General features: G+C 64.1%; 23 protein-coding genes, 1 tRNA gene and 1 pseudogene. 13 read left to right on the plus strand and 12 right to left on the minus strand.

What is annotated here, in order from left to right:
• The first annotated feature begins 77 nt into the window (after positions 1 to 77).
• The 4 genes from IEY49_RS07265 (at position 78) to IEY49_RS07280 (ending at position 2349) form a co-directional block, all read left to right on the plus strand.
• Complete coding sequence (locus IEY49_RS07265; RefSeq protein WP_189006013.1) at positions 78 to 590, plus strand: gluconokinase; 513 nt, start codon at positions 78 to 80, stop codon at positions 588 to 590.
• Positions 583 to 750: a DUF2256 domain-containing protein gene (locus IEY49_RS07270; protein ID WP_229780686.1), complete on the plus strand. Its 168-nt coding sequence runs from the start codon at positions 583 to 585 to the stop codon at positions 748 to 750. Before IEY49_RS07265 ends, IEY49_RS07270 begins: the two co-directional genes overlap by 8 nt.
• A complete protein-coding gene (uvsE, locus tag IEY49_RS07275; RefSeq protein ID WP_189006018.1) occupies positions 747 to 1652 on the plus strand; it encodes a UV DNA damage repair endonuclease UvsE in 906 nt (301 codons plus the stop codon). Before IEY49_RS07270 ends, uvsE begins: the two co-directional genes overlap by 4 nt.
• A 127-nt stretch (positions 1653 to 1779) precedes the next feature.
• Complete coding sequence (locus IEY49_RS07280) at positions 1780 to 2349, plus strand: 3'-5' exonuclease (RefSeq protein ID WP_189006020.1); 570 nt, start codon at positions 1780 to 1782, stop codon at positions 2347 to 2349.
• A gap of 223 nt (positions 2350 to 2572) precedes the next feature.
• Here IEY49_RS07280 and IEY49_RS07285 read toward each other — a convergent pair whose 3' ends face one another.
• Positions 2573 to 5017 (minus strand): putative bifunctional diguanylate cyclase/phosphodiesterase, encoded by a 2445-nt coding sequence (locus tag IEY49_RS07285; RefSeq protein WP_189006023.1) that lies wholly within the window; start codon positions 5015 to 5017, stop codon positions 2573 to 2575.
• Between the two features lie 457 nt (positions 5018 to 5474).
• A complete protein-coding gene (locus IEY49_RS07290; protein WP_189006026.1) occupies positions 5475 to 7373 on the minus strand; it encodes a phosphodiester glycosidase family protein in 1899 nt (632 codons plus the stop codon).
• 128 nt (positions 7374 to 7501) lie between these two features.
• Here IEY49_RS07290 and mglB point away from each other — a divergent pair, with 128 nt between their 5' ends.
• Both mglB and mglA read left to right on the plus strand, forming a co-directional pair.
• Positions 7502 to 7987, plus strand: coding sequence for a GTPase-activating protein MglB (mglB, locus tag IEY49_RS07295; RefSeq protein ID WP_189006028.1), 486 nt, complete (start codon positions 7502 to 7504; stop codon positions 7985 to 7987).
• Positions 7988 to 8011: 24 nt separating this feature from the next.
• Complete coding sequence (gene mglA, locus IEY49_RS07300; RefSeq protein WP_012693871.1) at positions 8012 to 8602, plus strand: GTPase MglA; 591 nt, start codon at positions 8012 to 8014, stop codon at positions 8600 to 8602.
• Positions 8603 to 8660: 58 nt separating this feature from the next.
• Here the strand turns inward: mglA and IEY49_RS07305 are convergent, their stop codons facing one another.
• The 3 genes from IEY49_RS07305 to IEY49_RS07315 all read right to left on the minus strand — a co-directional run bounded on the left by IEY49_RS07305 (position 8661) and on the right by IEY49_RS07315 (position 11353).
• Positions 8661 to 9434 (minus strand): DUF2705 family protein, encoded by a 774-nt coding sequence (locus IEY49_RS07305; protein ID WP_189006030.1) that lies wholly within the window; start codon positions 9432 to 9434, stop codon positions 8661 to 8663.
• Between the two features lie 34 nt (positions 9435 to 9468).
• Positions 9469 to 10407, minus strand: a complete 939-nt coding sequence (locus IEY49_RS07310) for an ABC transporter ATP-binding protein (RefSeq protein ID WP_189006032.1) — start codon at positions 10405 to 10407, stop codon at positions 9469 to 9471.
• A 67-nt stretch (positions 10408 to 10474) separates the two neighbouring features.
• Positions 10475 to 11353, minus strand: coding sequence for a 1,4-dihydroxy-6-naphtoate synthase (locus tag IEY49_RS07315; protein WP_189006034.1), 879 nt, complete (start codon positions 11351 to 11353; stop codon positions 10475 to 10477).
• Between the two features lie 110 nt (positions 11354 to 11463).
• Between IEY49_RS07315 and IEY49_RS07320 the strand changes: the two genes are divergently transcribed.
• Positions 11464 to 11997, plus strand: coding sequence for a DUF6174 domain-containing protein (locus IEY49_RS07320; RefSeq protein ID WP_189006036.1), 534 nt, complete (start codon positions 11464 to 11466; stop codon positions 11995 to 11997).
• A gap of 123 nt (positions 11998 to 12120) precedes the next feature.
• Here IEY49_RS07320 and ribF read toward each other — a convergent pair whose 3' ends face one another.
• The 4 genes from ribF to IEY49_RS07340 all read right to left on the minus strand — a co-directional run bounded on the left by ribF (position 12121) and on the right by IEY49_RS07340 (position 17627).
• Positions 12121 to 13020, minus strand: a complete 900-nt coding sequence (gene ribF, locus IEY49_RS07325; RefSeq protein ID WP_189006038.1) for a riboflavin biosynthesis protein RibF — start codon at positions 13018 to 13020, stop codon at positions 12121 to 12123.
• A complete protein-coding gene (locus tag IEY49_RS07330) occupies positions 13017 to 13523 on the minus strand; it encodes an NUDIX hydrolase (protein ID WP_189006040.1) in 507 nt (168 codons plus the stop codon). The genes ribF and IEY49_RS07330 overlap by 4 nt, the downstream gene beginning before the upstream one ends.
• Before the next feature lie 124 nt (positions 13524 to 13647).
• Complete coding sequence (locus tag IEY49_RS07335) at positions 13648 to 14508, minus strand: hypothetical protein (RefSeq protein WP_189006043.1); 861 nt, start codon at positions 14506 to 14508, stop codon at positions 13648 to 13650.
• On the minus strand, positions 14505 to 17627 hold the full coding sequence (locus IEY49_RS07340; RefSeq protein ID WP_229780687.1) for an eCIS core domain-containing protein: 3123 nt from the start codon (positions 17625 to 17627) through the stop codon (positions 14505 to 14507). Before IEY49_RS07340 ends, IEY49_RS07335 begins: the two co-directional genes overlap by 4 nt.
• Positions 17628 to 17943: 316 nt before the next feature.
• Between IEY49_RS07340 and IEY49_RS07345 the strand changes: the two genes are divergently transcribed.
• From IEY49_RS07345 to IEY49_RS07375, 6 genes and pseudogenes are all read left to right on the plus strand, one after another.
• The gene (locus tag IEY49_RS07345; RefSeq protein WP_189006045.1) at positions 17944 to 19086 is read left to right on the plus strand and encodes a deoxyguanosinetriphosphate triphosphohydrolase; all 1143 of its coding nucleotides are present in this window, start codon (positions 17944 to 17946) and stop codon (positions 19084 to 19086) included.
• A 107-nt stretch (positions 19087 to 19193) separates the two neighbouring features.
• Positions 19194 to 19270, plus strand: a tRNA-Ile gene (locus tag IEY49_RS07350).
• 235 nt (positions 19271 to 19505) lie between these two features.
• Positions 19506 to 20188 (plus strand): annotated as a pseudogene (locus IEY49_RS21395) (ATP-binding protein).
• Between the two features lie 11 nt (positions 20189 to 20199).
• Positions 20200 to 20799, plus strand: coding sequence for a hypothetical protein (locus tag IEY49_RS07365; RefSeq protein ID WP_229780688.1), 600 nt, complete (start codon positions 20200 to 20202; stop codon positions 20797 to 20799).
• A 72-nt stretch (positions 20800 to 20871) separates the two neighbouring features.
• The gene (locus tag IEY49_RS07370) at positions 20872 to 22077 is read left to right on the plus strand and encodes a helix-turn-helix transcriptional regulator (RefSeq protein WP_189006054.1); all 1206 of its coding nucleotides are present in this window, start codon (positions 20872 to 20874) and stop codon (positions 22075 to 22077) included.
• Positions 22078 to 22160: 83 nt separating this feature from the next.
• Entirely contained in the window at positions 22161 to 22433 is a 273-nt protein-coding gene (locus IEY49_RS07375; RefSeq protein WP_189006057.1) for a DUF4242 domain-containing protein, read from the plus strand.
• Positions 22434 to 22917: 484 nt separating this feature from the next.
• Here the strand turns inward: IEY49_RS07375 and aroQ are convergent, their stop codons facing one another.
• From aroQ to IEY49_RS07390, 3 genes are read right to left on the minus strand one after another with little or no spacing between them, the layout of a single operon-like run.
• Positions 22918 to 23355, minus strand: coding sequence for a type II 3-dehydroquinate dehydratase (gene aroQ, locus IEY49_RS07380; RefSeq protein WP_189006060.1), 438 nt, complete (start codon positions 23353 to 23355; stop codon positions 22918 to 22920).
• A gap of 9 nt (positions 23356 to 23364) precedes the next feature.
• Complete coding sequence (gene aroB, locus IEY49_RS07385) at positions 23365 to 24450, minus strand: 3-dehydroquinate synthase (protein ID WP_189006063.1); 1086 nt, start codon at positions 24448 to 24450, stop codon at positions 23365 to 23367.
• The gene (locus IEY49_RS07390; RefSeq protein WP_189006066.1) at positions 24437 to 25036 is read right to left on the minus strand and encodes a shikimate kinase; all 600 of its coding nucleotides are present in this window, start codon (positions 25034 to 25036) and stop codon (positions 24437 to 24439) included. Before IEY49_RS07390 ends, aroB begins: the two co-directional genes overlap by 14 nt.
• Between the last annotated feature and the right edge of the window lie 34 nt (positions 25037 to 25070).

Raw genomic sequence — 25070 nt, forward strand, 5'->3', positions numbered from 1 at the left:
GCCGTGGCCGGGTCATCCGCCCAAAGATGCGGGCCGTGCCACGGTCACCGACCTGCCCGTGCGGCAGACTGGCGCTCATGAGACTGGTGGTGATGGGCGTGGCGGGCAGTGGCAAGACCACGCTGGGCCGCGCGCTGGCTGACAGACTGGGCTGGCAGTTTCTGGACGCGGATGACTTCCACGACCCGGCTGCCGTGGAGCAGATGGCCCGGGGGGTCGGGTTGACGGACGAGCAACGGCGGCCCTGGCTTGAGCGGGTACACGGCGCCCTGCAGGCCCAGCCGCACGCGGTGCTGGCTTGCTCAGCTCTGACCCGTGGTGCACGCGACATCCTGCGCGGAGCACAGGTGCGGTTTTTATTTCTGGACGTACCGGCCCCTGTCCTCAGTGTGCGCCTGCAGCAGCGTCAGAACCATCCGGTCGGTCCCACGTTGCTGTCGTCACAACTCACCACCCTGGAGCTGCCCGGGGCACAGGAGTCTGATGTCCTGACACTCCGCGTAAGCGCCGACGAAACACCACATGAGCTGCTGCGCCGCACTCTTCAGGCCCTGGAGCCGCACCATGCCGGAGAAAGGCACGATGCCTGAGAAGAGCTTTGGTGGCGGACGCAAACCGTCTGAACGCCCCACTAAGATCTGCGCCGGGTGTGGGCTGCCTTTTACCTGGCGGCGCAAGTGGGCGCGTGACTGGGAGCAGGTGCGGTACTGTTCCGACCGCTGCCGGCATGTGGTGCGGAGGCCGGCATGACCGGGGCGCCGGCCTACGGCCTGGTCTGTCTCACGGTGGGTCCCGAGGTGCGCTTCCGGACCGTGACCCTCAGCCGCTACCGGACGCTGGGACCAGATGAGCGTGAAGCGAAACTGCTGGACCTGTACGCCGACAATATTTCCCGGCTGCATGCGGCGGCCGCTTACTGCGCTGCACGCGGCATCCGCCTTTACCGAATGAGTTCCAGCCTGTTTCCCATGCTCGACCTTGCCGGGGACGACACAGGTGAGGCGGTGCTTTCCTCGCTGGCCGGGCCGCTGCGTGAGGCAGGAAAGGCTTTTCGTGCGGCCGGAATACGCGTGTTGATGCACCCGGAGCAGTTCATCGTGCTGAACAGTGAGCGTCCCGAGGTTCGCGCCTCCAGCCTGGCGGCGCTGACCACCCACGCCCGGGTGATGGATGGCCTGGGCCTGGAGCGCAGCGCGTGGAATCTGTTGCTGCTTCACGGTGGCAAAGGCGGGCGCGCCGCCGAGTTGCAGGCCCTGATCCCCGACCTGCCGGAATCGGTCCGCCCGCGCCTGGGTCTGGAAAACGATGAACGGGCTTACGGGGCCCAGGATCTGTTGCCCGTTTGTGAGGCCACCGGCACCCCGTTTGTCTTTGACGCCCATCACCATGTCGTCCGCGAGCGGTTGCCGAACCAGGAGCACCCAAGTGTCCGCGAATGGGTGCTGGCCGCCCGGCGTACCTGGACGCCGCCGGAGTGGCAGGTGGTGCACCTGAGCAACGGTATCGATGGTCCCCAGGACCGCCGGCACAGCTACCTGATCACCGAGTTGCCCAGTGCGTACGCCGACGTGCCCTGGATCGAGGTGGAAGCCAAAGGCAAAGAGGAGGCAGTGAGCGCATTGATGCAGGCGCATCTGCCCGCCAGCGGCTGAACCACAGCAGGCCAGACTCAGCACCATCGCCCGCCTGAGGGTTGCCCACAGCGCTGGCAGGACCACCGGCACGCCTCTGGCGGTGCGCTGAGGCGCTGCTCCCGGCGTGAGGCGCTACCCTGCAGGCGTGAACGTAGTCGTGTTCGACCTGGAAACCACCGGCCTCTCCCCTGAACGAGACGGGATTGTGGAGATCGGTGCCCTTCGGGTGGTGGACGGCCAGGTACACGAACACCTCAAATACGAGACCCTGGTGAGGCCCACCAACGCCGCAGGTGAGCGGCTGATGATCCCCTGGCATGCCCAGCGGGTTCACGGCATCAGCAATGAGATGGTCCGCAGTGCGCCGGCAATCGAGGAGGTCCTGCCGGAATTCCTGGAGTTCGTGGGGGACGCGGCGGTGGTCGCCCACAACGTGGGCTTCGATGGCGGGTTCATGCGCGCCCAGGCGCGCCGCCTGGGGATGGCCTGGGCACCTGCGGCCGAGCACTGCACGGTGCAGCTTTCCCGCCGTGCTTTTCCTAAAGAACGCGCCCACAACCTGACCGTGCTGGCCGAGCGCCTGGGCCTGAACTTTGCGCCAGGCGGTCGACACCGCAGTTTCGGTGACGTCCAGGTCACTGCCCAGGCCTACGTGCGTCTGCTGGAAATGCTGGGAACGGCAGAGTCTCCACAGAAGGTCTCGGGCAGGCGGTAGGGCGGGGTTGCTACAGGCAGCACCTGCCTTATGGAGACTAGCCCTGATATGCTCTGCCGTTTGTTATGTCCTTTGACCGGGAAGGGACCGGTGTGCCAAGAGGCACGGGAGGCTCTGGGACGCCCCCACCGGCTGTGCTCAGCGTTCGCAGGTCCACCCGCTCATCGCTGCAGGTCCGGAAGCGGCATTCCTTACGGCGCGGGTTGCCTGAAGCTCGCAGGCTTTAACCGGAATCGGCATGGGCTGTCCGGAAGCGCTCCTGGAGCAGGCCCGTCACCGTGTCTACCGGTGCCGGGGGAGAAAAGTAGTGCCCCTGGGCCTGATCACAGCCCTCGCGGCTGAGCCACGCCCATTGCTGCTGGGTTTGCACTCCTTCGGCGACGACCAACATGTTGAGGTTTTTCGCCATGGCCAGGATGATGCGCACCATTTCGGCGCTCCTGGATGTCTGGTCGATGCCCCGGATGAACGAACGGTCGATCTTGAGCGTGGAGGCCGTGAACTCCTGCAGGTAGGACAGTGAGGAATACCCGGTGCCGAAGTCATCGATATGAAACTGGATGCCCAGCTGGTGCAGCGCGTCGAGATTGGCCTGGGCCACCGGAGACCGGTCGAGCAGCAGCCGCTCGGTGATTTCGAACCGCAGCAGCGAGGGGGGAAAGCCAGTGTCTTCCAGCAGGTGCATGACCGCTCCGGCGAAGGTCGTGTGGGCGAAGTGGACGGCACTGATATTCACATTCAGGTGGACCGGCGCCCGGGGCCGAACCTGGGCGTTCCAGAATCGGACCTGCAGGCAGGCCTGTTTCAGGATCTGCCGGTCGAGCTCGATAATCAGCCCGGCGTCTTCGGCTACTGGAATAAACGTGTCCGGCGGGACCTCTCCGAGCTCGGGATGAAACCAGCGCGCCAGCGCCTCCAGACTGGCAATTTCCCCCGTCCGGACATCGACGATCGGCTGATAGTGCACCGATAACAGGTGCTGGTTCAGGGCCGCCCGCAGCTCGTCTTCCAGGACCGTGCGGCGCAGCATGCGCTCGTACATGCTGGACGTGAACACGGCGGTCTGGGAGGGTCCCCTGGCCTTGGCATGGTACATCGCGATATCGGCGTCGCGCAGCACCTCCTCGACTTTGAGGTAGCGGTTGTGGCCCATCACGACGCCGATTCCGGCCGTGATCAGAAAGGTGCGCCCTGCCAGGGCAATCGGGGTGCCCAGCGACTCGCTGATCTGTGAGGCCACCGCCAGGGCAGTTCCGGGGCTCTGCACCTGTTCCAGCAGTACGGCGAATTCATCGCCTCCGAAGCGGGCCAGTACGGCGCCGGGGGGCAGCGTGGCCTGGAGGCGCGCGGCGAAGGCCCGGAGCACCTGATCGCCCACGTCGTGTCCCAGCGTGTCGTTGATCTGTTTGAAGCGGTCGCAGTCCAGAAACAGCACCGCGTAGGTCAGGCCTGCGCCCTGGGTGCCCGCCTGCATGACCCGGCCCAGATACTGGTGAAACAGCGAGCGGTTGCCCAGCCCGGTCAGCGAGTCGTGAAAGGCAGCGTGCTGGAGCATGTCATTGACGCGCTGCAGTTCGCGGGTGCGCTGTGCGACATGCTCCTCGAGTTCCGCCGCGCGGCTCCGGCTGGCGGCGGCCTCGCGTTTCAGGAGTTCGAGCTGCATCTGGGCCGAGAGCACCTGGACATTGCGCTGGGTGGTCTGCTCCTGCAACTCCCGCTCCACCACCTGCTGACGCTGGCTCAGGGTATAGGCGGCCTGCCAGTTGCCCTGGTCTGCTTCCAGCTCACTCAGGATCTTCAGCGCCCGGCTCTCCCGCAGCTGGCCCACCCGCTGACCCTGAGCCGTCGCCTGTTCGAGGTGGTCCCTGGCCAGCAGGACCTGCCCCAGACGATGGTAGGCGTGACCCAGCGTGGTGTGCAGCTGGGCCACGCTGTCCTCGTTGCCCAGGTCCTGAGCCTGCTGCAGTGCTGCCGTCGCTGGCGCCACCGCCTCGCCGGGCCGGTCCAGAGCCAGCAGACTCAGTGCCTGATAAGTCTGAAGAAGCATCTCGTTGAGCTGATTGCCCTGGTGCCGTGTGACCGGCAGGCGCTCGTCGATCATGGCCAGCGCCGCCTGAAAGTCTCCCAGGTCATGGGAGGCGACCACCGCGTTGACTGCGGCGGCGGACTCCACGAGCGGCAGGCTCAGGGTGTGGGCGCTGGCCATGACCTCAAGCTGGAGAGAAAGAGACAGGGCATGATCTCCAAGCTGGCTGTGAATCAGGCCAATGTTGCTCAGGACCCGCAGCCGCATGGCCTCATCGCCCGCCTCCTGGGTGAGCTGCAGGCTGGACAGGAAAAATTCCATGGCCGCGCCGTACTCTCCCAGGGCCCTGGACGTGATGCCCAGCCCGTTGACCGCGCGTGCCATCAGGCGCTGGTCGGCCCGGGTCCTGCCAACGTGCTGCGCTTCCAGGTATGCCTCACGTGCCTCGGTGTACTTCGACTGAAAAAACAGCGTGGCCGCGTAGCTGCACAGCGCCTGACCGTAGCTTTCGTCGTCGCGGGCGTCACGTGCCAGGGCAAGGGCCCGCTGTGCCGTGGCCATCGCCTGCTGCGGGTCCGCCACCACCAGAGCGTCCGCCTCAGCGATCAGGCTTTTAATACGCTGCTTCTGGGGGTCGGGCATGACGGGCTCCGGTTGGCTTGAACTCGGTGATGGCTCGGCGCGCTGGCCGGGCCTGTGGCCCTGACGAGGGACAGGCACAAATGGACGTCGACTCTGCGACGAATGTGGAGCTTGCCTTCAACTTTAGCAAGTTCGTGTACGTCTGAATCTGGGCTGAAGAGAGAAAGACGCCAGGGTTCAGGAGGAAAATTGGGGGTAGGGGGGGTGACCTCCTGCCGCTCCGCGAGAGGCTGCGACTCAACCATTCCAGCTGACGTCAGCAAGTACCTGCGCGCCGGAACACAGGAGACTCTGCCCGCGCTGAGGCGGGCGAAGTGGTGCCAGCCCCCTGACCTTTCCGGCATCGAGTTTTTGCTTGTGTCGGCCGATGCCAGAGAAACTCCTGCAGGTCATAACCGTGCGGAATATTCGTAGGCGTCTGAAGTGCCCTGAAGAGCGACCCGCCCGGTCCGGGGACCTACTTTTTCTGCGCCGTACCTGTTTTCGGAACGAACACGATGGCGTTCGGTACCGGGCGGCTCCAGACGGTATTCAGGTAGCCTCCCAGGCCCCCGTAACCACCGGAGAGGTAAGCGGTGGCGCTGCTGCCGCTGTCCAGACGCACGGCGTCCTGCATTCCGGCGCCGGCCAGAGCTGCTGCGAAGGCCTCGGGTGTGCCGTGCTCCAGATAGGCGATGGTCGGCTGACCCCCCAGCGTGCCGAAGGCCACCTGCCGGGTCGGCCGCCAGATGTTGGTCCGGGTATCGAAGTCCTCGCGGGCAGGGTTCAGGACCACCCGGCCGCCCTGCAGCAGCAGTGGCCCGGCACTCAGGGCGTCCTGGGCTGTGGGCCAGGGGGCGTCGCTGGCCTGCCAGTTCAATGCGGCGCTGAGCGGCTGTCCGGCGGCGCGGGGCAGCTGCGGATACCGGGCGGGGTCGAAGGTAAAGGCCAGTGTACCGGCTGGAGGGGTATTGACACCGCTCAGGGCGCGGGCAACGCTGCCGGCACCCGGCTGGAGATACAGCGTGGTCAGGGTGTCGGCCCCCACGGAAGTCCGTCCGTCTCCCACAAACGCGGTCAGCAGGCTGGGTGTGGCCCGGCTGCGCACGGCATTGACGGTCACGCTGCCCCAGGGGCCGCTGAGCACGTACCGGGGCCGCGGATACCCGAACAGGGTCTGGCCCTGTGCGGTGAAGCCCACCGTGGCGCGCTTTTCCAGGCTGCCGGCCGTCATCAGGCCGCCGACCGCCACCAGGTCCACCGGGAGGCTGCTGGAGGGATCGAAGTACCCTCCGTTGACCCCAGCAACGGCTCCGGCTCCCTTGACCAGTTGCGCCACGTCCAGGGCGCGGCCCTGCGGAGCGCTGACCACCCGGGCCTGGAAACGTGCCGGGTCGAAGCTCAGCAGGTGCAGCTTGCCGTTATGCCGGTAGGTCACCCCCGCCGGCAGCTCGTCCGGATTGATGGGCGGCGGCACGCGGGTGTCGGTGTAGGTGGTCGTGTCGATCACCACCCGGTGAGGGTCGTCCAGCGTAAAGATCTCGCTGCGTCCTCCGCCGGTGGCCAGGGCCACGCTGGTGCCTGTCGAGGTCTGGGTCACGGTCAGGGTATCGCCGGACGGCAGGGTCTGCACACTGCTCTGGGCGCTTACGCCGGGCAGGGAGACACTCAGGCCACGCGCCTCCCGGCTGACGCTGTGCGGCGCGGCGCCGCTCAGTTCAAGCACGACACGCTGCACCTCCACGGTGCGGTGCAGGGTCCGGCTGACCCGCACCGTGTCCAGGCGGGCGACGGAGGTGAAGGAGGGTGCAGGCGGGGCCACAGGCGCTGGAGCAGGCGAGACCGGTGGCGCTGGGGCCGGGGTCACCGGCGCGGGAGTGACCGGAGCAGGGGAGACGGGGGCTGCGGCGGTACCACCTGCAACAGGCCGGGTGGGCGGCAACGTCGTGGTCGGCACGCTGGCCGGCGCCCGGAGGTCCAGCAGGTCCGGCGTATCGGCCAGGACGCCGACGTTGAGGGCCAGCAGGGCCTGAAGCGGAACATAGAGGCTGCCCTCGATGATCTGCGGCACCGGCAGTGGAGTGTTCAGGGCAAAGCCCACGGCCCGCCAGCCGGTGTCCGGCGAGTAGCGCAGTTCGCGTCCCCCCATCAGCAGGCGCAGGTCCAGCGGGTCGTTGCGCACGCTGATCCCCAGGCGCGGCAGCGTCCACACCGCCAGCATCTCATGGCCGCCGATAACGCGGGTGCCCACGCTGGCGCTTTGCAGCGCGCCGCCGATGGCCAGTGGCCGGGCCGCCGCTGTGGTCAGCAGCAGGCTGCCGGAAAGCAGCGCCAGCTTCAGAAGCCGGCGCGTGCGGAATGTTGACTCGCCCTTCACGCGGGCGAGTGTAACGCCCGCTCCCTGACAGGCGCATGAGTTTCCGGCGCCTTCAGGTGGATTTCCTCACGCTGGACAACAGGCATGTGACGGTCCTGTATGAAAGTCACTTCTATACTCCGGGGGAGATGATTGAACCTTCACTTGCGCTGTACGGTGACGCCTTTGAACGCGTGGACCAGCATATTCAGGACCTGCTGGTGACCACCGGTGTGCGTTACGGCCTGCTGGTAGACCGCAAGGGCTTCGTGCTCTCTCACAAAGAAGCGCTCTGGGCGCCCCGTCCTCCGGCACTCGACAGCGTGGCCACACTAGTCGCCAGCAACGCTGCGGCCACCGCCGCCCTGGCCAACATGCTGGGCGAGCGCACCTTCAGCGAGCAGATCCACCAGGGCGAGAACGGCACCCTGTACGTCGAGTCGGTCGGCGACTCGGCCCTGCTGACGCTGATCTTCGACGGCAGCGTGCCCCTGGGCAAGGTAAAGGTCTACGCCAAGAAAACCATCGCGCAGCTTGCCGCCATTCTCGAAGAGCTCAAGGATGTGCCCCCCATGCAGCTCACCGATGACTTCAGCAAAGGCGCCAGCGCCCTGCTCGACGACCTGCTGGGCTGACCTTTTTCATACAGGAGTGACTGCATGAGCACCATCAACTTCGCGGCCCGAGAAATCAACTGCAAGATCGTCTACTACGGTCCTGGCATGAGCGGCAAGACCACCAACCTCAAGCACGTCTTTTCCAAGGTGCCCGGCCACCTGCGCGGCGAGATGGTCAGCCTGGCGACAGAAGACGAGCGGACGCTGTTCTTCGACTTCCTGCCGCTGGACCTGGGTACCGTCCAGGGCTTCAAGACCCGCTTTCACCTGTACACCGTGCCGGGACAGGTGTTCTACAACGCCAGCCGCAAGCTGATCCTGCGTGGCGTGGACGGCATTGTGTTCGTGGCGGACAGCGCACCCAACCGCCTGCGCGCCAACGCCGAAAGCATGCGCAACCTGCGTGAGAACCTTGCGGAGCATGGCATCGACGTGCGCGACGTGCCGATCGTGCTGCAGATCAACAAGCGTGACCTGCCTGACGCCCTGTCGGCCGACATGATCCGCGCGGTCGTGGACCCCAAGAAGGAACTGCTGTTGTTCGAGGCGACGGCCCATACCGGCGGCGGCGTGTTCGAGACCCTCAAGACGGTCAGCCGACTGGTCCTTGAGCGCCTGTCCCAGAACAAGTAAGCGCCCACGACACGAAGGGCCCGGACACGTGGTGTGTCCGGGCCCTTCGCCTTCGCCGTTACAGGTCGCGGTTCTCGAACAGCAGCGCGGTAATCAGCCCGAAGCCCAGGGTGTAGATCAGCAGCAGAATCAGCGGCTGGGTCAGGTTGCCCTGCTGCACGTACAGGTTGAGGTGACTGGTCAGCAGGATGCGCTGCAGGCCTTCGGGGAACACCACCAGCAGCCGCATGACGCTCAGGGCCGCGATGGTCGCCAGGGCGGCGGCGGCCGTGTTGATATACAGCACCCCGAACAGCAGGGCCAGCGCGGCAATGGGCATCAGCATCACGCCGGCCAGGAGGCTGCCACGCACGACCTGCCCCAGGGCCGCCGCGCTGCTGAGTTCACCCACGCCCACGAACAGCCCGGGGCCCAGGCCGGTGCCGCCGGTAAAGGAGCCGAATCCCAGTGGAATACCGGCCAGCAGGGCTCCGAGCACGGTACTGGCCACTAGGATAAAGGGGTAGGTCAGCGCCGCAACTAGTTTGCTGAGAATCACGCGGGTGCGGTCCACCGGGCGCAGCAGCAGCGGCGCCAGCGTGCCCTGCGAAACCTCGGCGCCGATCAGTTCGGCGACCGTGACGGCCAGAAACAGTGGAATCAGCGTCTGCACGGCGATCCCCAGGCTGACAGCCGGCAACTGCCAGCCGCTGATGATGCCGATAGGCACCAGCACGTTCAACCGCGGAGCAAAGGCCCACACCAGGGGCAGAAAGAAGGTCACCAGCAGGGCCAGCCTCGCGCTACGCGAGCCCAGCATCTTGCGGAATTCCAGGGACAGGAGGCTCAGCATCGCGCCTCCGCTATGGGGGTCAGCAGGGTCTTCATCAGGGGTGCTCCACGCGTTCGCGGTAGTACTCGTACAGGTCGAACAGGTCCGGGCTGGCCTCGAACACCCGGATGCCCAGGGCACCCAGGTGCGCCAGGGTCTCGGGCACGCGTGAGTCGCTGCCCAGGTGTGCCACGGCATAGGGCGTGCGGGTGCTGGCTTTTTTCACGTAAGGCAGGCGTTCCAGGGCCGCTGCCGCCGCGACCGGATCGTCCACCCGGAAGCGGTAGGCCGACTGCCGGGCCCGAAGGTCCACGTTTTCCACCAGCCGCCCGCCGGTCAGGATGCCCACCGTGTGGGCATAGGTGGCGATTTCCCGCAGGTGGTGGGTACTCAGAACCACCGCACAGCCGCTGGTGGCCATGCTGGTCACGATCCGGTGAATCAGTCCGATGCCCAGCGGGTCCAGGCCGCTGGTGGGCTCGTCCAGAATCAGCACCTTCGGTTCGGCCAGGATGGCGCTGGCCACGCCCAGCCGCTGCCGCTGCCCCAGTGAGAACTCGGCGACCCGCCGGTCGGCCATACGGGTCAGTTCCAGCAGGGCCAGCACCTCGCGGACCCGGGCGCGGGTAACCGGCTGGGCGCCGGGTGCCATGCCGGCCAGACGCGCGTGAATCATCAGGTTCTGGGTTCCCGTGAACTGCCCATAAAAGCGGGCCGGGGCTTCCACCACAGCGCCCAGGTGGGCCCGTGCGTGCACGCCTTCCTTGTGGACACTGCGGCCCAGCAGCCGGACCTCACCCCGGGTAGGGAAGGCCAGGCCAGTGATGGTCCGGATCAGGGTCGTCTTGCCGGCGCCGTTGGGGCCGGTCAGGGCATACACCTCACCGGGGCTGACGGTCAGGTTCACATCTTCCAGAACGGTCTGGGAGCGGTACTTCTTGTACAGCCCCATCACCTCGATGGACGGTTGCGCGGGGGCGCCGGGTGTGGTCACCCGCTCAGCCTAGCCCAAGGGCTTCAGGCTGTCTTTATAATTCCCATCTTTTTCCACGCCCTGCCCATCAGCTGCCGTGGGGCGGCGTGACAAACAGCGGCAGAGAGCTTGGAGGCACGGCCCCCACATCCACAGCCCGGCGGTACAGTTCGCGCACGGCCTGCTCACCCTGTGTGCCTACGTCCAGGCTGAAGGGGTTCACGTACAGGTCGATATGCGCCTGCATGACCTCGTCGGACAGTTCCAGCGCGTGCTGGCGCACATAGCCGCGTGAGGCCTCCGGGTGTGCGTAGGCGTACTCCAGGCTCTGGCGCACCGCCGTGTTGAGGTTCCACTGCAGCTCGCTGGGAAGGTCACGGCGAACCAGAATGGCACCCAGCGGCAGCGGCAGGCCGGTATCCTTCTCCCACCAGGCCCCCAGGTCCAGCTGCTGGTTCAGGCCATATTCGTGGTAGGTAAAGCGCGACTCGTGAATAATCAGCCCGGCGTCCAGTGGCTCACCGTGGTATTGCCCACGGGCCACGGCCGGCATGATCTCGTTGTACCGCATGCGGACCACCTGAACCTCAGGAAAGACCAGCTTCAGCAGCAGCTCGGCCGTGGTCAGGGCCCCCGGAGAAGCCACCCGCCGTCCGTTCAGGTCCTGACCCGCTCCACGCGTCACGATCAGCGGGCCGACGCCGCGCCCGAGAGCTCCACCGGCGCGCAGGGCCACATACTGGTCCATGACTTCGAAATAGGCCCGGTAGCTGATTTTGGTCATGGGCAGCCGGCCGCTCAGGGCCCACTCGTTGAGGGTCTGAACGTCTTCGAGCACCTCCCGGACCGGCAATGGGCCACGTACCAGCCCGGCGTGCAGCGCGTGAAAGATAAAGGTGTCGTTGGGACACAGCGAATAGCCCAGGTCCAGTACAGGGGGCAGGGTGATCGGGTCGGTGGTGCTCATGGACACAGGGTACGCCCCACGCGACGTGTAACCTGCTGTCGTCAGGCCGGACTGGGGTGCCCGCTGGATTCTTCTGCTCCAGGCCAACGCTCGGGTTTACCCTGTGCGGCATGACCCTTCACCGACGGCACGTCTCCACGCTGGTCCTGGCTGCCCTGCTTCTGGGTCCTCCTGCACACGCGGGCGGTGCAGAGGGGTCCCGCCCTCCGCCCTCGACACAGGGGTGCAGGCCCGGATATATCCGCCCGGACTTCGTGACGCTGAACCGTCAGCTGCAGGCGGCCCAGGCGAAGTGGGCCGCCGCAGGACTCCGGAACTACACCTATGACCTGCGTCAGCTGGCGGCGCCGGTGTTGTTTCCGGAGGTCAGGATTACTGTCAGGAACAGCCGTCGGACCAGCCTGAAGCCTGTCCAGGGTGATGTCATGGTAGCCCTGCCCATGACGGCCGGCCCCATGGAAGAGCGCTTTGCCACAGTCCGGCAGACCCTGCGGGCGCAGCAGCAGACCCGGTGTCCGGACCTGAAGCTGCGTTTTGACCCTGCGCTTGGGTATCCCACCCTGGTCTACAGCGGCACGGCGGAAGCCAACGTGGCTGACGGCTACGGCGAGTGGAGCATCCGCCGCCTGCTTCCCCTGCCCTGATAGCGGTACCTACAGCTGTCGAGGGTTCCCACCGTCAACGGCTGTGGGGCGAGTGGAGTTGACGGGAATGCGCTCCTCCCGTCAACAGAACGGAATACCGCATACCGCTGTGAGTGCCGCGTTTCAGTCGCTGCTGGCCAGCGCAGCCCGGGCGGCCTGGGCGTCGAGGTTCAGCTGCGCTGTCAGGGCGTCTAGACCGCTGAACTTCTGCTCGCCGCGCAGGAGCGCAAAGAACTTGACCTGCAGCTCCTGCCCGTACAGGTTGTCCTGATAATCGAACAGGTGAACCTCGAAGCGGCGTTCGCGCCCGTTTACGGTAGGGCGCAGTCCCACGTTGGCCATCCCGGGGCAGGCGTCGAGCCCCTCGCCGGTCACGGTGACGGCAAAGACCCCCAGCGGCAGGGCCTTGCCTTCCGGCACCTGGATGTTCGCGGTGGGCCAGCCGAGCGTGCGCCCCAGCTGATCGCCCTGCACCACCACGCCCTGGGCCTCATAACGGCGGCCCAGCAGGCGGCGGGCACCCGCGACGTCCCCGGCGCGCAGGTATTCGCGGACCCGGGTGCTCTTGATGTCCTCGCCACTCAGGCCGTGAATCGGAACCACCAGCACCTCCGGCGCGACCAGCCGCAGGTCCTCGACCGACCCGGCCCGGCCGCGTCCGAAGTGAAAGTCCTCCCCGACGACGATGGTTCGGGGCCGCAGCAGCCGCAGGTCCTCCAGAAAGGCGTCCTTGGGCCGGGCCGCGAACTCGGTGGTGAAGGACACTGCCACCGTCTCGTCGACGCCGTAGCGGTCCAGCAGATCCAGCTTCTCAGGCAGGGTGGACAGGAATTCCACGCCCTGGGTCAGCACCCGGGTGGGCGGGTCGAAGGTGTAGACCACGCTCGGCACCCGGTGACGCCGGGCCCGCGCCTTGAGCTGCGCGATCAGCGCCTGGTGGCCCAGATGCACGCCATCGAAGGAGCCGATGGCCACCACGGTGGCGGTGTCTGGCCGCTGGGTGGGGGAGACGTAGGTCTTCACCCTCCGGTCCTGGCCAGGTGCGCTGTGGCGTACAGCGCGGCGGTCACCGTGGAGGCGCTTCCCACCAGCGTGCCGTCCCTTAGTCCGTCCAGCACTTTCTGAGGAGCCATCCAGACGATTTCGATCTCCTCATCCTCGTCCTGCGGCAACCGGCTCTCCCGCAGGTTTCGGGCCTCAAAAACATAGAGTTGCTCATCGCAGAAGCCGGGGCTGGAGTAAAAGCGTGTCAGCAGGGTCATGTCGCCGTCCAGACCGGCTTCCTCCTGCAGTTCGCGTCGCGCCGCCTGCTCGGGGGTCTCACCGTCGTCGATCAGGCCCGCGGGAGCCTCCACCGTCATGGCACCGATCGCGCGCCGCTCCTGACGCACCAGCAGCATCTCCTTACGCTCGTTCAGAACCAGGATCGCCACCGCATCGGCGTGGCGCACGACTTCCCATTTGCCATCCAGCAGTTCCAGCTGCACGATGCGGCCCTGGTACACCACCTGCGTCTTCCCACTCATGCCGGCCACTGTAGTGCACCGGCCCGTGAAGGCCGGCGTAAGCCGGGTGGGCTATCGAGAAGGACAGTTCCATCATTCTGGTGAACAAGTTTTCAGGGCTCGGGTGCTCCCGTCATGACCACGTCTACTTCTGCTGCGCCAGCTTGAAATTTATGTTCTTCCCTATGGGGGAAGTCCAGATACCTGAGAAGGAGCCGGTCGCGGTGAGCATCCCCCTGAACGTTCCGGTGATCGGTTTAAGACGTCTCGACGACAGATCGTATTCATTCAGGGTCAGCACACGGTTTCTGACGCGTCCGTACAGATAAAGGCGCGCCTTTGAACTCTGCGCTGACTGATAGAGGTAAGAACCCCAGACCTCGTCATCTGTTCGCCTTAAATCCATACTCAGGATTTGAGCTTGACCAATTGTCCCTGTGAGCTTAAGCGGCTGTGCTTGAGCTTCACGCTCATCGGTCAAGGCGGCATTGGTCAGAATGACCAACTGCAGTGCAGTGGTATTGGTCAGCAAAAGATCATAGTTTGCTTTGCCCAACCGCCACCACATACCCGCAGCATCGATATGACCCGTCAGGGCGCCAACAAGCGGTACTTCCTGAACCGCTTTACGCGACAGGGCACGATCTGAGACCCGGACAGTCAGGCTGCCCAGATTACAACGTACTGCACCCTGGTCCGGGCAGCCTGCCTGCGGACCAAACGACATGGCGTACCCCGCGCCTACTGTGGTGTTGAAGACCCGCATCTGGTAAGGAACGTGCCATAGGGTATGACTAGTGAGTTCAGGCTGAGTCAGAGCGTAGGCAGGTGCAACTGGAGCGATAAGTCGGGCAAGGCCAAATTGAGTCAGGCGGTTGTGCAGCCCTTCTTTGATGAAAGGAATATTTTGAATGACAGCCCCGCCTTTGCCTTCCCATTCCTGATCGGGCCGTAGAGCGGCGGCTGAGAGAAGCGCAACTCCTGCGAGAAGCAATGCCCGTTTCATGGTTTTGGCCTCCACCCGTCAGGGATTGTGGCAACCGCAGCAGGATTCTTGCCGGCAACCTGAAGCAATGGGAGAGTACCCCGTGCATCAATGCCATCGTATACAGCCATATTCCCGACGTAGAACTGTATGGTGCCGGGCATGGTGCGGCCTTTCGCCTTGATCTCCTTATATTTCTGGAGATAAATCGCGTAATGGTTGCCAGCAACCTGCCCATCTCCGGTGTAGATGGCAACATGCCAGTACACAGGGGGTACATCCCAGAACAGAATGTCTCCTGGCTGCAGGTCGCCTGTTCCTGAGTAGGCCCGAGTGAGTCCTGCCTTTTTGAACGCGTTGTACGTACCTAAGGCCGAGGCGCCAAAAAGAGTGCGATTCGGGTCAACATGTTGTGTGACAACTTGACGAGTCCAGGCGGAGCATGAGTATGCGATTTTTACGGTGCCTGAGCCTTTTAGTCCAGCAAGCGCTGAAGCGAGGATTTTTCTTCGCAGATCATTGCGTTCCTGGGGATCAGGCTGAGATACCAGTTTAGTGTTCTGCAGGGCATTAAAAAGTGCCTGAGCAGCCCTGCCCATCTTGATCCCATTCGTGTTGACGTCCCCGTTGACGGTGTTGCGGGCACCTATAAAGTTTGTGCGGCCATGGCCGACATACTGACTGAGCGGTCCCTTGGCCGGGCGGAAACTGCCTTCTCTCATTCCCTGAACAAGAATTGCGGCGGCGATCTGCGGATTCTGGGCAACGAGATCCGGATTGTTCACGAGATCAGGCGTCTGACCATTGATGCGGTAACCTTGCTGACCAAGCTTCTGCGTCCAGTTGGCGTAATTGTCTGCCCACGTCAGCTGTACAAAACCTCGTCCCCGATATTTGTAACCATCTCCCTCCTTCACATTCCCATGCTTCCGGGCACGGGTTGGATTTGCACCGGAAGGGCCATAGGCATTATCGAAGTATCTCCGCTCCTGGGCTGCCGTTACATTTGATCCCCACAGGCGCTCACGCATATTAGCGCCCATAGCACTTTCGTGGGCTGCTGTGACGATGATGTAAGCAATCTGCGCTCTGTCTGTTACGCCTGACTTCAAACACTCCTCAACGATCATTGTGACGTTTCGTCGGTATAGAGGGTTCGTCCTGAAATCAGCAGACATTACTGAATTTCCATACCGGTCAAGGTCATGGAGCATGGCCTTGGGAAGAGCAGCCATAATTTCGCTAATGAACTCGGGATTTACGCTGCTGGGGCTGTCTGCTGAGGCACTTTCCACACCAATGGAAAAGGGCAGCGACTTGCCGTTCAACTCCCACAAACCTTGAATCTGGTCAAGGCTGGTGGCAATGTCCGCTGAGAAGATTTCGGCTCCTGCAAGAAGGCGAAGTTTCCGTCCGGTAAGAGTGCCCGTCAACTTGATCTTATGGCTGCTTCCCTGCTTGGCGTAATAATAGTACCCTGACACTCTGCCCTGGTTAAAATTGGCTCTCATGCGGATTTCGTAGTCGCCGATTCTGCCGCCGTAATTTTTTGAGTCTTTTACTTTAGACGGCAATGGCGCCAGTCTGCTCGCATACTTTGCCGAAAAGCCAAACGTCTTTTCCCTTGTACTTGAAGACCATATGCCACGGTATTGAACAGATTCATTATGCCCGGTCACTTTCCCGGTGAATTTCCCGGTCGCTTTTCCATCTTGCGTGCGCTCTACTAAAATGGCGTCGCCCCCTGCCTTGATTTCTCCTTCGAGTGTCATTTTATCTGCGTTGCCTGCATAATGATAGTTTCCATGTAGCTTTCCGCGATCATTGCGAATGGCCATAAAAATATTCTTTGTGGCGAGCGATCCCACAAGCTTCAAATCCCATGAGTCGGGTTGCGCTGCTTGTGCGAGGCGCTGAATGGTAGTAGAGGAATTTGAAATGTTTACTTGTGATAACTGCTGAACTACATCTACAGGGCGGGCAGGCTCCCGGACTTTTCTCTCGATCAGCTGATGTGAGAGTTCCCTTCCCATGCGAGTAGCTTCCTGCTCCAGGCCAGCATCTGGATCAATACCTTTGCCGACGAGCCTTCTACTCTGCTGAACAGAATGGGTCACTTCATGGGCCAGCAGTTCCAAGCCGCTCTGCGTGTTGGGGTTGAAGCGCCCCTTTTGAAAGAAGATGTCCGTGCCGGTTGTGAAGGCGATGGCATTAACGCCTTTGGCCAGCTTGTCGGCTTCTGCATCGTCATGAATTCGCACCTGGCTCAAATCATGGTTGAGTCCCTGCTCCAGATGCCGCCGCACTGCTTCAGGCAAAGGATTCCCAGTGCCGCGCCGAGCCTGAATGCGCTGCACGACAGGCAGAGTCGCCTGCTGATCCAGTTCTGCTTGCCGGCGTTGTAGCGTGTGCAATTTTAGGGCGGCCTGATCCTGGGTCGCCTGAGCCAGTTCCCACAGCATGCGGTCATCCATCGCACGCTGCAGGGCAAGGCGTTCGGTGGAAGGCATCAGGCTCAGCACCACACGTGCGACCGGAGCACTGACCGGATGGCGCTGCAAAGTTGTGAGTTGAGCGGCATACGCGCCGCGCCGCACACTGGGATCCTGCCGGTCACTGCGGTATGCCTCTACAAGTGTGTGAGCCACATGGCGTTGCAAGGCGGTGAAGGACGCGGCCTGACGGGAATCGAGGAGCTTTCCATCAATCTGCTCGGCCCGGTAGCGCAAGACCGTAACCCATTCTTCGGCAGTCCTCGGTTGCGAAGGGACGGAAACCGGAGTGGGCTTCTGCCGCTGTAGAGCGGTAATTACCGCCTCAGGTGGCAGGGTGGTCTGCAGTTCTCGGATCTGGCATTGCACGTCATGCTGCTCGTCGGCCAGACGTGCTTCCTCGTGCCGTCCCAGATCCCCGGCGTGCAGAACCGGAGAAGCAGCCTGCACCTGGGTCCTCACGGGCCTGAGGGTATGGGCTTTCAACACAGGAAGATGCGCCTGCAATGGCCCAGCGGATGTATGTGCTGGGATGACCGACCTTTTTAGTTTCGCACGGTGGTTCTTACGTTCCACCCTGGCCGCACGCTCAGTCATGGCGCTCAGCGTACCCTGCTGATAGAAGGGCAGCCAGCGCAGATGAGGCACATAGCCTCATCACACCCAGCTGCAGTCGGACTTATCGTCACAGGTGATTTCTGGTTTATACACCATGGTGCAGCGTGCTCGGACCTTGGCCTGCGCTGTGCTGAGTGTTCTCAGTGGTAGTCGCTTGAAGCGGAATTCGCGGCGCGCTGCCCGGGTTATACATATAAAATTTTGCATACGGCTGCGCGGTAGTAGGTTGGCCTGGAGCAGATCACAGCCTGCTTGCCGGGAACATGCCATTGGTATTGGTTGCAGGTACCGGCCCGTGAAGGCCGGCGTAAGCCGCGTGGGCCAGCGTGCAGCCTAGACTGCCTGTATGTTCAGCCGGACTGATCTGGAGGCGCGCGAGGCAGCAACGCTCTGCCATTACGCCATCCTCAGCCGCGACACGCGCGGACGCGAGCACCCGGAAGCCGAGAGCGAGACCCGCACCGCCTTTCAGAAAGACCGTGACCGGGTGCTGCACACCACCGCCTTCCGGCGGCTGGAGGCCAAAACGCAGGTGTTCCTGAATGTCTCGCAGTCCGGGCACGCCGACCACTACCGCACCCGCCTGACGCACACGCTGGAAGTGCAGCAGGTGGCCCGCTCGGTGGCGCTGAATCTGGGACTGAACGAGACACTGGCCGAGACCATTGCCCTGGCACACGACCTGGGCCATCCGCCTTTTGGCCATGCTGGCGAGCGGGTTCTGAACGCGCTGATGCACGACTATGGCGGGTTTAACCATAACACCCAGGCCCGGCGGATCGTGACGCATCTGGAAAGCCGTTACCCCAACTTTCCTGGCCTAAACCTCACGCTCGATACCCTCGACGGCCTGAACAAGCATGACCGCGCCGGCCTAGGGCACGCCAGCCTGGAAGCGCAACTGGTCGACGCCGCCGATGCGCTGGCCTACACCGCGCATGACCTGGACGACGGCCTGCGCAGCGGCCTGATTACATCTGCGCAGCTGCAGGAACTGCCTTTGTGGCAGGAACTGCTGACCCGCGTTCCAGGTACACCTGCCCCATTGACCTCCCGCGAGCGCCGAACGCTGCACCGTGAACTCTTGGGTTGGCTGATCCGTGATCTGACCCAGGCCAGCGCACAGGCTATTACCCAGAGCGGAGTGCAGAGCGCGGCACAGGTCCGTGCCCACCCGGAGCGGCTGATCACCTACAGTGGCGCCGTCCGGGACCTGCTGCGATCGGCAGGAACCTTCCTGCGCGAACACCTGTACCGGCACTGGCGCGTGGAGATGCAGGTCGAGCAGGCCGAACGGGTCCTGACCACCCTGTTCCGCGCCTACCTGGCCCGTCCCAGCCTGCTGCCTCCCGCCGCACGGGCGCGTGCCGAGCACAGTGGCCTTCCGCGCGCGGTGTGCGACCACATTGCGGGCATGACCGACCGCTACGCGCTGGAGACCCACGCGGCCATCACGCCGCCAGGCGCGCCGACCAGCTGGCCCTATTAAGCGGGCGGCTGCCTTTGCTCAGCGGAGACCTCCCCCAGTGGCCCCGTTGACACCCCACGCCTTCGCTGGTAAATTAACTCCCGCTGCTCAAGAGGCGGCGGAAGCGCGCGAGTGTAGCTCAGCTGGTTAGAGCGCACGCCTGATAAGCGTGAGGTCCCCAGTTCAAGTCTGGGCATTCGCACCAAGAACGAAAACCCTGTCTTTGACGGGGTTTTCTTCGTTTTGGATGCTTGGTTGGTCGAGAAATGACTGCCGACGATTCTCTTTGTCGTGCGCTGTCCAGAAGCCATCACAACAGCGTCATCGATGAACAACGCGACGCAGCCGGCTCCGGCGCTGAAGTCTTCAGAGGCCGGGCGTATAGTGGATTTCACCGTGAACCTGCTGGAACGGGCTGATTCGCTGGACAAGCTTCTCGGATGGTTCCGGGAAGCTTGTCCAGCGAGGGTCGGCTGGTTTTCCTCGCAGGCGAGGCGGGGGTGGGCAAGACGGTTTTCACCCGGGAGTTCTGCAGAACCGCTGGAGACAAAGTCAGGGTCATCGTGGGTGCCTGTGATCCTTTCTCGACGCCAAGGCCTCTGGAGCCGCTGGTCGATATGGCTGCCGCTCTGGACGGAGAACTGAAGGACCTCCTGCAGCAGGCAGGGGGCGAAATCAGGCATTCCGCAGTTTCCAGAGTATCCTGCAGCGCTCTGCGAAACCAATGGTCGTGGTTTTTGAGGACGTTCACTGGGCAGACGAGGCCACGCTCGATCTCCTGCGGTTTCTCGGCCGGAGAATGGACAACGCGCACGCGCTGCTGATTGCCAGTTTCCGGGATGAGGAAGTCGGGCCCAGGCACCCGCTGAGGGTCGTCATCGGAGACCTGGCAACCTCGCCCGCGACACGCAGGCTCATGCTTTCGCGCCTCTCGCAGGAGGCCGTCAGTTACCTCGCCGCAGAAACCGGCCTTGACCCGGGCACGCTTTACCGGCAGACCAACGGGAATCCCTTCTTCGTCACGGAGGTCATCGCCAGCGGGGCACAGGGTGTTCCCCCACCGTGCGTGACGCGGTGCTTGCCCGGACAGCCAGGCTTTCACCGGCAGCACAGCAGGCCATAGAGGCTGCCGCCGTGATCGGTTCCCGGGCGGAGATGTGGCTGCTGGAGACTGTTTTCCCGAACCCGGCCGCGCTCGACGAGTGTCTCGGGGCAGGCATGTTGCAAGCCGAAGGCACCTCGCTGGCATTCCGGCATGAACTGGCCCGTCAGGCAATCCTCGAAACCGTATTGCCCCAGCAACGACTGCATCTGCACCGGTGTGTCCTGGAAGCCCTCAGGGCACAGTCGGTAACCGCGCATGATTACGCAAGGCTGGCACATCACGCGCAGGAGGCTGGAGATCCCGAGGCGGTGCTGCACTACGCCCCACTGTCGGCTAGGAGGGCATCCGGCTTCAGGGCGCACCGGGAGGCCGCAGCTCAGTATGCCCGGGCCCTTGGTTTCGCCGAACAGCTTCCGCCCTCCGAACGGGCGCTCCTGCTGGAGGGCTACGCGCAAGAGTGTTACATCAAAGGACAGCTCGAGGAGGCGGCCCGGGCCCGGCAGGAGGCGCTGACCATCTGGCAGCGTGCCGGACACCGGGAGAAGGAGGGAGAGAACCTTGTTCAGCTGGGCCGGCTGTACCTGGTGATGGGCCAGAATGCCCGAGCAGAACAGGCCAGTCAGGGGTGACTGGAAGTCCTCAGGTCTCTGCCCGCCGGACCGGAGCTGGCTTTTGCCTACTGGTATCAGTCTCATCTGCGCATGCTGAACCGGGACAATGCCGATGCTGTGCGGTGGGGCATGGAAGCAGTCAAAATCGCTGAGGACTGCCAGGATACCGAGGCTCTGGTGCTGGCGTTCGGCACCGTGGGTACGGCCATGCTGCTGGCCGGCAACGAGGACGGGCGCGGCTACCTGGAAAGAAGTCTTGATCTGGGGGAAAAGGCTCAACTCGACCAGCAGGTTGCCGTAGCCTACGGCAACCTGGGCTCGGTGGCCGGTGAGCTTTATCAGTTCCCACGGGCTGACCAGTACCTTCAGGCGGGCCTCCGGTACTGCGCGGAGCACGGTATTGAAAGCCAGGGGCATTACATACAGGCGTGGCAGGCCCTTTCCTGGTTCTACCAGGGACAGTGGAACCGCGCGTCCGAAGCAGCCCTCGGCGTCACCCGGCTTTCGAGAGCGTCGGCCATCAGCCGGATGATGGCTCTGGTGTCCCTGGGGCGAATCCGGACGCGCCGCGGTGACCCGGAAGCGCTGAGTGCGCTTGATGAAGCCCTGGCGATGGCTGTCCAGACCGTGACGCTGCAACGGCTCGCCCCGGTGGGTGCGGCCCGGGCCGAAACGGCGTGGCTGGCCGGGGACCACAACCGGGTGCTGAACGAGACCCGTGAAGTTCTGGAACTGGCGGTCAGGCACCGGCATGTGTGGTTCGTCGGTGAGCTGGTCTACTGGCGCTGGAAGGCCGGCGATACGGAAATTCACGCGCCCATGGTCGCCACGCCCTTTGCGCTTCAGATGGCCGGGCAGTGGCGGGAAGCGGCCGAGGAATGGCAGCGCCTGAAGTGTCCCTACGAGACTGCCAGGGCTCTGGCGGAAAGTGAGGACGAGACCGCACTCAGAGAGGCCCTGAACATCTTTGAACGCCTGGGGGCCTGGCCCGCCGCCAGCATGACCGCCAGGCACCTGCGGGAACACGGCGTCAGAGGCATTCCCCGGGGGCCGCGCGCCGCGACACGTGCCAACCCTGCCCACCTCACCACCCGGGAACTGGAAGTCCTGCATCTGCTGCAGCAGGGCCTGCAGAACGCCGAGATCGCCCGGAAACTGCACCTGTCCACCAAGACTGCGGGACACCACGTATCCTCAATCCTCTCGAAACTGGGAGTGCGCAGCCGGACCGAGGCAGTGCGCGAAGCCACGCGCCTGGCCCTTCTTCAGCATGGGGACCCGGACCGCCCAAACTAGGGAGTTCTCCCGATGCCATACCGGGCCGTTGAGGCGGACAATACTCCCGGCTGGAGACACCGGCCCTTTCAAAGGAGAGTGCTATGCCGCGTTATATGGTCGAACGTACCTTCCCGGACGGTCTCGAGATTCCCATGAACAGTGAGGGCGCCGCTGCCTGCCTGGGGGTGGTGGACCGTAATGCGGATCTGGGTGTGACCTGGGTTCACTCCTACGTGAGTGACGACAAACGCAAGACCTTCTGCATCTATGACGGCCCGACGCCGGAGGCCATCCGGCAGGCAGCGGAACGCAATGGGCTGCCTGTGGATCAGGTTTCGAAGGTTTCCGTGCTCGATCCGTATTTCTATAAGTAAGGGAGGGATGCAATGAACGTACCGGCCTTGCGAACCAGGGCGGTCCTCGTGACTGTCCTGACGGCCTCGACTTTCGCCGCGCCTTCGCCCGCACTGGCAGCGACTCCCACCTGCTCGGATGTGCTGGGCATCGTGGTTCACGGACAGCATGTGGTCGGCGATTATGTCACCGGAACCGGCCATCAGAATCTGGCCTGGCCTCCTGCCGGGATGGTCGGCTCGGCTGTCAGAGGCACGGGAACCGTTGTGCCTGGGGGTCCTGGCCCTGGCTTCCACTTCCCAAACATCGCGCCTGGAGCGTCGTTTTGTATTGCTCAGGCACGGTCGCCGGGTTATCACGCACCGTAACGCCGGGCTTCCGGAAGCAGTCGCACAGAGCAAGGCCCCTGAGGTGTTCGATTCCGGTCTGGGCAGTCACCTCACCTCAGCCCCTGCTTCGGCGGGGGCTTTTACTGGTGATGCGAGTACTCTCCTGTGAGCAGTGTTACGTGACCGGCACCTGCTCGGTCAGGTATTCCATGGCCAGGCGATACCCCATGAAGCCCAGACCGCTGATCTTGCCGCGGCATACGGCGGCGGTCACAGAGCGGTGCCGGAATTCCTCGCGCGCGTCCACGTTGCTGATGTGAACCTCGACCACTGGAAGGGGTTGCCCGCCAATCGCGTCGCGCAGGGCATAGCTGTAGTGCGTCAGCGCGCCGGGATTGATCACGATGCCGGTAAACCCCTGCTCCTGGGCCTCGTGGATCCATTCCAGCAGCTGGCCCTCGAAGTTGCTCTGGCGGCAGGTGACGCTTGCGCCCAGTTCCGCGCCCCAAGCTTCGCACTGCCGCTCCAGATCCTCCAGGGTCTGTGACCCGTACACCTGAGGTTCACGCAGGCCGAGGCGGTTAAGATTCGGGCCATTCAGCACCAGCAGCATGGGGGCAGTCTAGCCGGGCAGTGCGGCGGGCGTTGCCGCTTTGCCAAGACCACGCATGTCCTTAAGCCAGCCCTCGAATTCGGCGCGCAGTACCGCCCCGGGCACCCGGGACAGTTCCGGCTGGGCCAGGGCACGCAGCAGCACGAACCGGACTCCGTCGGAATCGGCTTTCTTGTCACGGGCCATGAAGGCGTTCAGGTCGTCGAAGTTCAGCTCGGGGAGAGGCGCAGGCTGCTGCCAGCGCAGGAAGTTCAGGGTGTGGGTGCTGAGGCTGGCGGCCTCTGACCCGTAGACGGCGTGGCTCAGGCGCGCAGCGTAATGCATGCCGTATGCCACGGCTTCCCCGTGAGGTATGCCGTGGTGGGTCACCGCTTCCAGCGCGTGGGCCAAGGTATGACCGAAATTCAGGAATGCGCGCTCACCCTGCTCGGTCAGGTCGCGGCTGACCACTCTCGCCTTGACCGCAATGGCGTCAGCCAGGGTGCCTTCCAGCAGCGGCCCGCCGGGGCGGAAATCCGGATGCAGCACCCGTGGAAGCAGGCTGGGATCATCGATCAGGCCGTGCTTGTAGGCCTCTGCAGCCCCCTCGCGGAACACGGCTGGAGGCAGGGTCGCCAGGGTGTCGGTGTCGCACCACACCGCCGCCGGGGGCCAGAACGCTCCGACCAGATTCTTGCCCTCTGGCAGGTTCACTCCCGTTTTGCCTCCCACCGCCGCGTCCACCATGCCCAGCAGCGTGGTCGGCATGGTGTAGAAGGCCACGCCCCGCAGGTAGCTGGCCGCCACAAACCCGGCCAGGTCGGTGACGGCGCCGCCTCCCAGGCCGACGACGGCGCCGTCACGAGGCAGATTGGCCTGGGCCAGCTGGGAGAGCACCCCGGCCATGACGTCCAGCGTCTTGCAGTCGTCACGGGCCGGCACCGTCACCGTTACCACGGGGGAGAGGCGACGCTGAACCTGCGCCACAAATTCCGCTGGCAGGTCCTGGGGGCAGATCAGAGCGACCTGCCGCTGCGGCACGGCTGCCTGGCCCAGCAGTCCCGGTCCCACCTGCACGCGGTAGGGCCGGGTCCCCGTGACCTCAATCTGCCGCACGGTCCCCTCCTCCCAGCGTGCCGGACCGCTCTGCCCAGGCGTGCTGGGTGTCCGACCACGCCCACAGGCGCTCCACGATCTCTTCCACAATTTCCTCGCTGGGACGGCCGTCACTGTGAACGTGAATGGTGCCCTGCTTGTAGACCGGCTCGCGCTCGTCCATCAGGTGGCGGATCCGCGAGAGCGGATCGTCGCTGGCCAGCAGCGGGCGGTCACTGTGACGGGTGCGCTGATAGACCGTTTCCGGGGTGGCCCACAGCACGACGACTGGACCGCGTTCCAGCAGTATGCGCCGGTTTTCCTCGTGAATGAAGGTGCCGCCGCCCAGACTGATCACCGCGTGTTCCAGCCGGGTGACGCGGCGCACCACTTCCTGCTCGCAGGAGCGGAAATAGCCTTCGCCTTCCTGGGCGAAGACCTCGGGGATGCTCTTGCCCACCACGCGCGTAATCAGCTTGTCGGTGTCCACGAAATGCATGGCCAGGGCACGCGAAAGCTCCCAGCCGATCCGGCTTTTCCCGGTCCCCATGAAGCCTGCCAGCGCAACCCAGCTGACGGGGCGTTCAATCAGGCCCGCAGTGAACATGGGGCCCAGTCTACGGGAATTCGCGTCTGGCGGC

Origin of the sequence: Deinococcus malanensis, from assembly GCF_014647655.1 — a bacterium.
GTDB classification, from domain to species: domain Bacteria; phylum Deinococcota; class Deinococci; order Deinococcales; family Deinococcaceae; genus Deinococcus; species Deinococcus malanensis.